The organism is Sphingobium sp. SG1, from assembly GCF_057063145.1.
In genome coordinates, this window is the sequence record NZ_JBVVOJ010000016.1 from 85,220 (window position 1) to 93,993 (window position 8,774).

Here is an 8,774-nt window from a genome sequence, read left to right on the forward strand (position 1 = left end):
CATGGAGAGGCAGAATATGGGACGTGACAGCCCCCCACAGATACCGCCAACCGAAAGCTGGCTGCCCGGCAAGGCGGAGCGGCGCCAGGTGCTGGGCGGGGCGCTGCTGCTCGGCGCCTTGGTCGGCGTCCCGCTGCGCGCCTGGCATCAGCAGGTCGAGGGCCAGGCTGGCGGCGCCAGCGATTCGGAAAAGCTGCTGCTCGCCCGTCTGTCTGACCTGGTGATCCCGGATAGCGATACGCCCGGTGCCGTCGCCGTCGGCGTTCCCGCTTTTGTCGAACGCGCGCTGCTGCACGGACTGGACGATACCGCGTCCGAACCGGCCGGAAAGGTGCGGATGGGCGATGATCGCGGCGGCCTGCCTGTGCTGGATCAGGTCACACGGGATCTCAACGGTCGCGCCGACATGCCGTTCCTGGGCCTCAAGCCGGACCGGCAACGCGGCGTTCTGGAAGCCTATGATGCCGAAGCCTTTGGCGGCGAGCAGGGCGATCATCCCTGGAAGAAGATCAAGGCGCTGATCCTGACCGGCTATTACACGTCGGAAGTCGGGGCGAGCCGCGAACTGCAATATGAACTGGTGCCCGGCCGCTGGGATCCGAACCTCCCTTTGCCGGCCCATAATCGATCCTGGTCGAGCGACTGGACAGCGGTGGATTTCGGATGAGCATGGATTTTGACGCGATCGTCGTGGGGTCGGGCATCACCGGCGGGTGGGCCGCAAAGGAACTCACGCAAAAGGGTCTGAAGGTGCTGATGATCGAGCGGGGACGCATGATCGAGCATGGCACCGATTATGTGACCGAAACCAAGGCGCCGTGGGAAATGGAGTTCCGTGGCGAGGGCGATGCAAAGCTCTATGCCGAGGAATATGCGGTGCAGCGCCTCAATCGGCACTTCACCGAATTTACCCAGAATCATTTCGTCAACGACAAGGACAATCCTTACGCCGTTGCCGAAGGGACCAAGTTCAACTGGTGGCGCAGCTATCAGATGGGCGGCAGATCGCTGACCTGGGGACGGCAAAGCTATCGCTGGTCCGACTATGATTTCGGCGCCAACAAGGCTGATGGCCACGGCACCGACTGGCCGATCCGCTATGCCGACCTTGCCCCCTGGTATGATTATGTCGAGGATTTCATCGGCGTATCCGGCGCGACCGAGGGGCTCGCCTCGCTGCCCGATGGCAAGTTCCTGCCGCCCATGGCGCTCAATGTGGTCGAACAGCATGTGCGCGAGGCTATCGCCCAGCGCTGGCCCGACCGTTGCCTGACGGTCGGTCGCACCGCCAATCTGACAGCGCCCAAGGAAGGGCGGGCGCCCTGCCAGTTCCGGTCCATCTGCGCGCGCGGGTGTTCCTATGGCGCCTATTTCAGCACGCAAAGCTCCACCCTGCCGGCGGCACAGGCGACCGGACGACTGACGGTCGTGACGGATGCGCTGGTGGAAGCGGTCGATTATGATCCCGCCACGAAGAAGGCGACCGGCGTGCGCGTCCTCGACGTCAAGACCGGCGCGCGGACGCGGCATACGGCGCGGCTGGTCTTCCTCAACGCCAGCGCCTTCAACAGCGTCCACATCCTGCTCCGTTCCCGGTCGGAGGCGCATCCCAATGGCCTTGCCAACAGCAGTGGCGTGCTAGGCACCCATGTGATGGACCATGCCTCGACCCTGTCGACCATGGCGATCATGCCGGGTTTCGACGATCGCACGACCTTCGGCAATCGGCCGACCGGCGTCGTCATTCCCCGCTTCCGCAATCTCGACCGGCAGGAAGGCGATTTCGTGCGCGGCTACAGTTTCCAGGGTGGGGCGCTGCAGAGCGGCTGGACCGCGGCCAAGCGGGCGGCCGGCATCGGCGCCGATTACAAGGCAAAGACCCGCGAGGTCGGTCCCTGGCGCATGGTGTTCGTCGGCTTTGCCGAAAGCCTGCCGCGCGTCACCAATCGGCTGACGCTGGATCCGGTCAAGCTCGATCCGCAGGGCCTGCCGATGCTCAACATCCATTTCGAGCATGGCGACAATGAACGCCGTGCGCTGGCGGACGCCAAGAAGGAAGCTGCCGCGATGATGGAGGCCGCCGGCGGCCATGTCATCATGGGCTTTGACGAGCCCGGGGCGGGTGGCTCGGCGATCCATGAAATGGGCGGCGCGCGCATGGGCCATGACCCGGACAGTTCGGTCCTCAACCGCTGGAGCCAGGCACATGACGTGTCCAACCTGTTCGTGACGGATGGTGCCCAGATGAGTTCGTCTGCCTGCCAGAATCCGTCGCTCACCTACATGGCACTGACGGCGCGGGCTTGCGACCATGCGGTATCGCTGATGAAGGAGGGCGCGCTGTGAGGCATTTTGTACCCATCCTTGGTTTTGCGCTGGTGGCGCTGGCGCCCATGGCCGTCGCAAAGTCGGCTGACAATCGCACGATCGTCGATGATTTCGTCGATCGCTTCTATCAGCAGCGTGACGTTGCGGGCGCCTTCGCCGCCCATGTCGCGCCCGGCTATGTCCAGCATAATCCCGGTCTGCCCGATGGCCCGGACGCGGCTGTGGCGGCGCTGGCGCCGATGTTCGCCCGGCCCGATGCCCGGTTCGAGGTGAAGCATCTGCTGGTCGATGGCGATCTCGCGCTCGTTCATCTCTTCGGACAGGGCAAGCCGGGCACGGCCGGGGCGGCGGTCGCCGATCTCTATCGGCTGAAGGACGGCAAGGTGGTCGAGCATTGGGATGTGCTGCAACCGATTGCGGAGGGCAGCGATCCGCTGGCGATGGCGGATGCGCCGCCCAGCGATCGCAGCCACACAGATACCAATCGCCGCGCCTTCACCCAGTTCATCGACCTGCTGTTCGCCAGGGGCGATGTCGAACAGGCCTATCGGCGCTTCGTCGCGCCGGATCTGATCCAGCATAACAGCCGCATGGGGCAGGGGCGCGATCAGGCGGTGGCGGCGATCCGGGCGCTTCATGCGATGCCGGGTGCCAGCTTCACCGTGCAGCGCATCCTGGTCGATGGCGATCTTGCCGCCGTCCATTATCGCGGCAAGCTGGCAGCGGATGACAAGGGCGCGGCGGTCGTGGAGATATTCCGCTTCGACAAGGGACGGATCGTCGAACATTGGGACATGTTGCAGGGTGTGCCGGAAACGTCGCGCAACGCCCATCCGATGTTCTGACTACCCCAACCAATCAGGCAACGAAAAGGGCCGCTACAGTCGCTGTAGCGGCCCTTTTTGAGTCAGTCGTTGCGGGCGGCGATGTCCCGCCGGATTGCTTCATGGCGACCGTCCATCGGCCAGAAGGCAATGATGATGATCTGCACGATCATGATCGCGATCGGCCAACCATAATAGGACCAGCGTATCGCCGCGCGGGCGCCGTCGCTGACTGCCTTGGGGTCATAGCCGGCACCGGCGAGCACATAGGCGATGATCGCCGTGCCGATCGCCATCCCGACCTTGGTCGACAGGCTGATGCCCGACGACAGCAACCCCTCGTTGCGGGTGCCAAAGCGCCATTCATGATAGTCCACCGCATCGGCGGCCATGGTGAAGATCGCCGTCATGGTCAGGCTGATCAGGATGGCGGCGAAGAGGAACAGGCCCAGGAAAAGTCCATGCTGCGCCTCGATCAAGGGCAGCAGCATATGCACGCCGATCGCGACCAGAAGCGCCGCGATGCAGCCCCTGCGGATACCGGTGCGCTTGAAGAGGAAGGGCGCGATGAAGGCGCTCAGCAGCAGGGTGCCCGATACCGCCGGCAGCAGGATACCGATCATCCAGGGCGCTTTCATCACCTCGATCGCGAAGAAGGCGGTGACGGAGATTACGCAGCCGAAGCGCAGGAAATTGAGGGTGCAGAAGAGGAAGGTGACCAGCCAGGCCCGGTTGCGCACCATCGCGCCGACATGCGGCCAGATCGCGCCGCCGGCCGGTGTCTCGTCATAATGCCGCTCCCTGCAACTGACGAACAGGTTGAACAGCGCCGCCAATGTCAGCACCGCAAAGAGTAGTGCGACCAGCGCAAAGCCAAGCCGTTCATTGCCACCACCCAGCACGCCGACCAGCGGCATGGTCGCGGCCGTCGCCAGGATGACGGAGACCGACGTGCCGATCGCGCGCGCGCTGCCCAATTGCATGCGGCTGCCATGATCGCTGGTCATCATCGGCATCAGCGCGGAGAAGGGCACGGCCAGAAAGCTGTAGAGAATCCCCAGCAGCGAGAAGGTGACATAGGCATAAGCCAGCTTCGCCCCGGTCGACCCGTCGATGGTGGTGAAGGTCAGCACCAGCAGGATCGAGAAGGGCAGGGCGGTGAACAGGAAATAGGGACGGGTCCGGCCCCACCGCGTCCGCGTCCGATCGACCAGGATACCCACCCCCAGGTCGATGCCCGCGTCGAACAGCCGTGACAGCAGGAACAGCGTGCCGACCGCCGCCGCCGGCAATAGCGCCACATTGGTGTAGAAATAGAGCAGGAAGGCGCCGACCGCATTCCAGCTGAGGCCGCAGGCGAAATCGCCCAGCCCATAGCTGATCTTTTCCCAGGGGCGCAGATGGCTGTCATCTTCGCTGTCAACGATCCGGGGGCTACGCATCGGCTGCTCTGCAACGGCTGTCGTCATCGGACTGTCCTCGCCAATATCTTTGGGCGGGGCGATCGGTCGACCGCCCCGCCTTCGTCATCTGTCAGAGGCCCGTGGCCGCGCGTGCCTGCGCGATCGATTGATCGGAGGGGAGGGTAGGCTGATATTCCAGCCCGATCCCGCCGTCATAGCCGAGCGCGCGGAGCTGCGCGACCACGGCCGGCCAGTCGATCGTGCCGGTGCCCGGCTCGTTGCGCCCGGGATTGTCGGCAAACTGGACATGCTGGACCAGATGGATGCGGCCCTTGAGCACCGCTTCCATATCCTCGCCCATCACGCTGGAATGAAAGACGTCATAGAGCAGGCGCAGATGGTCGCTGTCCACCTCCTCGATGATGTCGAGCGCCAGCGTGGTGCTCGACAGGAACATGCCGGGGTGGGAGACGATGGTATTGAGCGGTTCCAGCACCAGCACGACGCCGGCTTCTTCCGCCAGGGCTGCTGCCTGCTTCAGCGCCTTGACCGCCTCGGCCCTCTGTTCCTCCAGGCTCACCCCTTCCCGGGTGAAGCCCGATGCCACCACCAGCGGGGGGCGGCCCAGTGTCTTGGCGGTTTCCAGCGTTGCGGCGACGGCTTCCAGAAACTCGCCATGTTGGGCGGGGTCGACCAGGCTGCGGCGCGGGCCGACGCAGAAGCTGGTGAGTTTGATGCCCGTCTCGTCAAGCGCAGCCCTGATCGCATCGATCGGCTTGTCGTCCCACAGGTGAAATTCCACGGCCGAAAGCCCGGCATTCTTCGCCGCGTGGATGCGGTCGGCGAAATCGGGCGCGCTGTCCTTGAAAAGCCATTCGATACAGGCGGACAGATACATTCCTCTTCTCCTTGGTCGCCCCCTTGTTGTCGGGGACTGGGTCCGGTCGAAGAAGAAGAGGCGGCCCCGCCGGCCTAGCCGGGGCCGCCTCATTTTCACGAAGCTTAGAGGCGTCCGATCAGAAGCGATAGGTGCCCCGGACGCCATAGGTGCGCGGCGTGCCGTATATATAGTTGATCAGCATGGTCCCGCCGGCATCGACATAGTTGACGAAGCTGTAGGGCCGGTAATTCTCCAGATTGCGGACATAGGCCTGCACGCTCAGCTTGTTGCCCGGCGCGCTATATTCGAGGCTCAGGTCCGTCTGGGTGAACGCCTCCTGCAATTCGGCGCGATTGTTGAACGGCTGCAGATAATAATCCGACTTGAACCGGCTGAAGACGCTCGCGGTGATCTTGTGATCGCCGATGTGGAAATCATGGTCATAGCCAAGCGCGATCGTCCATTTGGGCGACTGCACCGGGCGATTGCCGCTGAGATCGAAGGGCTGGTTGCCGGGCGTCGACGGATCGCTGTCGTTGATCGAACCGGTCAGGCCCAGCAGTGATGTCTGGAACGCCGTCAGTTCGGCGTTCAGATAGTTGACCGTCGCCGTGAAGCGATCGTTGCGCGACAGCAGGACCGTGGTGTCGGTCTCGATGCCCCAGACCCGCGACTTGCCGGCATTGACCACCTGGCTGCCGACATTGGTGTCCAGGAACACCGGGATCTGCTGGTCGCGATAGTCATAATAAAAGGCCGAGGCGTTGAACTGGATGGTGCGGTCGGCAAAGCTGTTCTTCGATCCGATTTCATAGGCGGTCAGCTTTTCCGAACCGAAGGAGCCGACATTGTCGAAGCCGCCGGCCTTGTAGCCCGTGCTGACCTTGCCGTAGATCAGATGGTCGCGCGACGGATTATAGTCGATGCCCAGCGTCCAGGTAGGCTGGCTTTCCTTGAAGCGCGGATGCAGTTCGGTCCGGGCGATGCTGGTGTCGTCGATTGCCGGCGGATTGGGGCCGCGCCCGAATTGCGGGCCGTAATTATAATAGAGGCCCTTCTTCTTGTCGTGGGTGTAGCGGATGCCGCCGGTGACGCTCAGCTTGTCGACGACGATTGGCACCGTCGCCTGGGCAAAGCCGGCGATCGAGTCATTCTTCACATAGGGGCGATAGAAATAGTTGAGATAGCTGCCACCCGCCGCCAGCGGCAGGAACAGGCCCTGCGCCATATACTGGTTCTCATGGAAGTAGAAGGCGCCGACCTGATAGATGATGCCGCCATTCTCGCCGCCTGACAGGCGCAGTTCATGGCTTTGCGTCTTCGAATTCTTCTCGTAATTCTGGATGAAGATGGTCGGCACATAGCCGTTGAGCGGCTGGCTGATATCCGACTTCACGTCGCGATAGCCGCCAATATAGCTCAGCGTGCCGATCGAGCCGACGTCGATGTCGAGCCGACCACGGATCGCATATTGCCTGATCTTGGTCGAACCCAGATCGCCCAGCGGGAAGGATTTGCGCGGCGGATTGAAGTCGAGATTTTGCGGGACGCCGCCATTCTCAAATTCCGGTGTCGAGGGGATGACGTCAACGATGCCGGAGGCATAGCCAGGGTTGGCAAGGACGCCATTCGTCGCGATCACCTGGCCATATTGCGCTACGCCCGTGGTGTTCACGTCGACAAATTCGCCGGCGACATAGGCGCGGATGCCCTCGGCCGGTTCGGCATAGAAGGACAGGCGCGCGGCATCGGTATTGCCGGCACTGCCACGGCCTGCAGGGCCATTGTTGAAATAGCCGTCATGCTCGTTGTGCATGCCACTGGCGCGAATGGCGAATTTCTCGCCCAGCGGAATATTGACCGCGACTTCGCCGGTGATCGTGTCGTAATTGCCGTAGCTGCCGGTGGCATAACCGGAAAATTCCCCGAGGCGCGGCTTGGCCGCCACGATGTTCAGGGCGCCGGCAGTCGCATTGCGGCCATAGAGCGTTCCCTGGGGGCCACGCAGGATCTCGATGCGCTCCAGATCGAAGAAGCTGGCGTTCAGCGCGATCGGCCGGTTGATATATTCGCCGTCGATATTGATCGTCAGCGCCGGATCGGCCGTCTCGCTATGATCCTGGCTGGAAATGCCGCGCACGGTGATCTTGGTATATTGGGTGTCGTTGGTGATGCCCAGGTCCGGCGCAAGTTGCGCCAGGCCATTCACGTCAGTGATGCCGGCCTTCAGCACCGCATCATTATCGAACGCGCGCATCGCGATCGGCGTGTCCTGGATATTGGTGGCGCGCTTCTGCGCGGTGACGACGATGTCGGCGATCCCGACCGTGTCGGCCGCGGCCGGGCTGGCGACGTCCTGCGCCATGGCCGGCGTTGTAAGAGCTGCGATGGCCGCGCCAAGCATGAGCGCGGACAGGCTACGGAACTGTTGCATCATTCCTCCCCTTCGATTCCCTTTTCTAGGGAAATTTACGAATTGCAATGATGGTTTTAATAACGGCCTGGCGATGCGTCAAGTAATAACAGAATGCATATTTTAATTTTAAAAATCCGACGTTTTTGACGGTTGCGGCGATGGTTGCGCCCTGTGACGCGCTGCGTGGTTGCCTGTGGTTTGAGGTTGAGAGATCATCGGGAAGGAAGCGGGGGGGGGTAATCAATGTGCAGAAAGCATCACTCGCTTCGCCGGCGTCAGTTTTCGGCATGTTGAGGGGGTGCGATGCCAGCCAGAGGGATGCCATGCCGATAGCGTCAGGCGACATTGATGGAGAATTTTGAACTGCAACCAAAGTCGCGTTTCGCAGATGAAGTTCGATAGCGGGATTTCGCGCCTGTTATCTCGCAGGAACTCGCCGATCCTCGTAGTGGGTATGTTGTGAAAGGGCGTTGAAGGAGCAGTCTGAATAGCCTCTAGATTTCTGGACGCCTTGGGTCCTAATTTTGAGGACAGAAGGCGACGATGGGGAATGGCAATTTCAGCGATGAGTTCAAGCGTGATGCGGTGGCCCAGATTACGGAGCGGGGTTATCGTGTATCGGAGGTTTCCGAGCGGCACTCGCTGTATTCGTGGAGGAAGCGGTTCGGGAAGGTGGCATCGGGGGATGCTGCCAAGGATGCCGAGATCCGGCAGTTGAAGCGCGATCTGGCCCGAATGACAGAGGAGCGCGACATCTTAAAAAAAGCCACCGCGTATTTCGCCAGAGATACAAAGTGAGAAATGCCTTTGTTGCCGAGTATCAGGGCCAGTTTGGCGTTCGCGGGATGGGAGAAGGGTCAGGTCGAGAACCAGGTGCAGACGATCCGAGGGCGTTTCTTCCAGCCCCGCCTGCGGTTCGCCAG

Annotated in this window: 7 protein-coding genes and 1 pseudogene; 4 read left to right on the forward strand and 4 right to left on the reverse strand. The window is 62.2% G+C overall.

The window, feature by feature from the left end:
* The first annotated feature begins 16 nt into the window (after positions 1-16).
* From AC0KVN_RS23140 to AC0KVN_RS23150, 3 genes are read left to right on the forward strand one after another with little or no spacing between them, the layout of a single operon-like run.
* Positions 17-667 (forward strand): gluconate 2-dehydrogenase subunit 3 family protein, encoded by a 651-nt coding sequence (locus AC0KVN_RS23140; protein ID WP_483656403.1) that lies wholly within the window; start codon positions 17-19, stop codon positions 665-667.
* Positions 664-2,346, forward strand: coding sequence for a GMC oxidoreductase (locus tag AC0KVN_RS23145; RefSeq protein WP_270093303.1), 1,683 nt, complete (start codon positions 664-666; stop codon positions 2,344-2,346). The genes AC0KVN_RS23140 and AC0KVN_RS23145 overlap by 4 nt, the downstream gene beginning before the upstream one ends.
* A complete protein-coding gene (locus AC0KVN_RS23150; protein WP_483656404.1) occupies positions 2,343-3,173 on the forward strand; it encodes a nuclear transport factor 2 family protein in 831 nt (276 codons plus the stop codon). The genes AC0KVN_RS23145 and AC0KVN_RS23150 overlap by 4 nt, the downstream gene beginning before the upstream one ends.
* Before the next feature lie 62 nt (positions 3,174-3,235).
* On the opposite strand, the gene AC0KVN_RS23155 is transcribed toward AC0KVN_RS23150, so the two are convergent.
* The 4 genes from AC0KVN_RS23155 to AC0KVN_RS23170 form a co-directional block, all read right to left on the reverse strand.
* On the reverse strand, positions 3,236-4,621 hold the full coding sequence (locus tag AC0KVN_RS23155) for an MFS transporter (protein WP_483656405.1): 1,386 nt from the start codon (positions 4,619-4,621) through the stop codon (positions 3,236-3,238).
* A gap of 64 nt (positions 4,622-4,685) precedes the next feature.
* Entirely contained in the window at positions 4,686-5,453 is a 768-nt protein-coding gene (locus AC0KVN_RS23160) for a hydroxypyruvate isomerase family protein (RefSeq protein WP_483656406.1), read from the reverse strand.
* 118 nt (positions 5,454-5,571) lie between these two features.
* Positions 5,572-7,872, reverse strand: a complete 2,301-nt coding sequence (locus AC0KVN_RS23165) for a TonB-dependent receptor (RefSeq protein WP_052076682.1) — start codon at positions 7,870-7,872, stop codon at positions 5,572-5,574.
* Positions 7,873-7,894: 22 nt separating this feature from the next.
* On the reverse strand, positions 7,895-8,197 hold the full coding sequence (locus tag AC0KVN_RS23170; RefSeq protein WP_483656407.1) for a hypothetical protein: 303 nt from the start codon (positions 8,195-8,197) through the stop codon (positions 7,895-7,897).
* A gap of 197 nt (positions 8,198-8,394) precedes the next feature.
* Here AC0KVN_RS23170 and AC0KVN_RS23175 point away from each other — a divergent pair.
* Positions 8,395-8,699 (forward strand): annotated as a pseudogene (locus AC0KVN_RS23175) (transposase); the annotation flags it as partial.
* Between the last annotated feature and the right edge of the window lie 75 nt (positions 8,700-8,774).

What these genes read in the sequence shown, in the direction of transcription:
- AC0KVN_RS23155 (WP_483656405.1), bottom strand. Translation starts at nt 4,621, where the DNA reads ATGACGACAGCCGTTGCAGAGCAGCCGATGCGTAGCCCCCGGATCGTT.
- AC0KVN_RS23165 (WP_052076682.1), bottom strand. Translation starts at nt 7,872, where the DNA reads ATGATGCAACAGTTCCGTAGCCTGTCCGCGCTCATGCTTGGCGCGGCC.
- AC0KVN_RS23140 (WP_483656403.1), top strand. Translation starts at nt 17, where the DNA reads ATGGGACGTGACAGCCCCCCACAGATACCGCCAACCGAAAGCTGGCTG.
- AC0KVN_RS23160 (WP_483656406.1), bottom strand. Translation starts at nt 5,453, where the DNA reads ATGTATCTGTCCGCCTGTATCGAATGGCTTTTCAAGGACAGCGCGCCC.
- AC0KVN_RS23145 (WP_270093303.1), top strand. Translation starts at nt 664, where the DNA reads ATGAGCATGGATTTTGACGCGATCGTCGTGGGGTCGGGCATCACCGGC.
- AC0KVN_RS23170 (WP_483656407.1), bottom strand. Translation starts at nt 8,197, where the DNA reads ATGTCGCCTGACGCTATCGGCATGGCATCCCTCTGGCTGGCATCGCAC.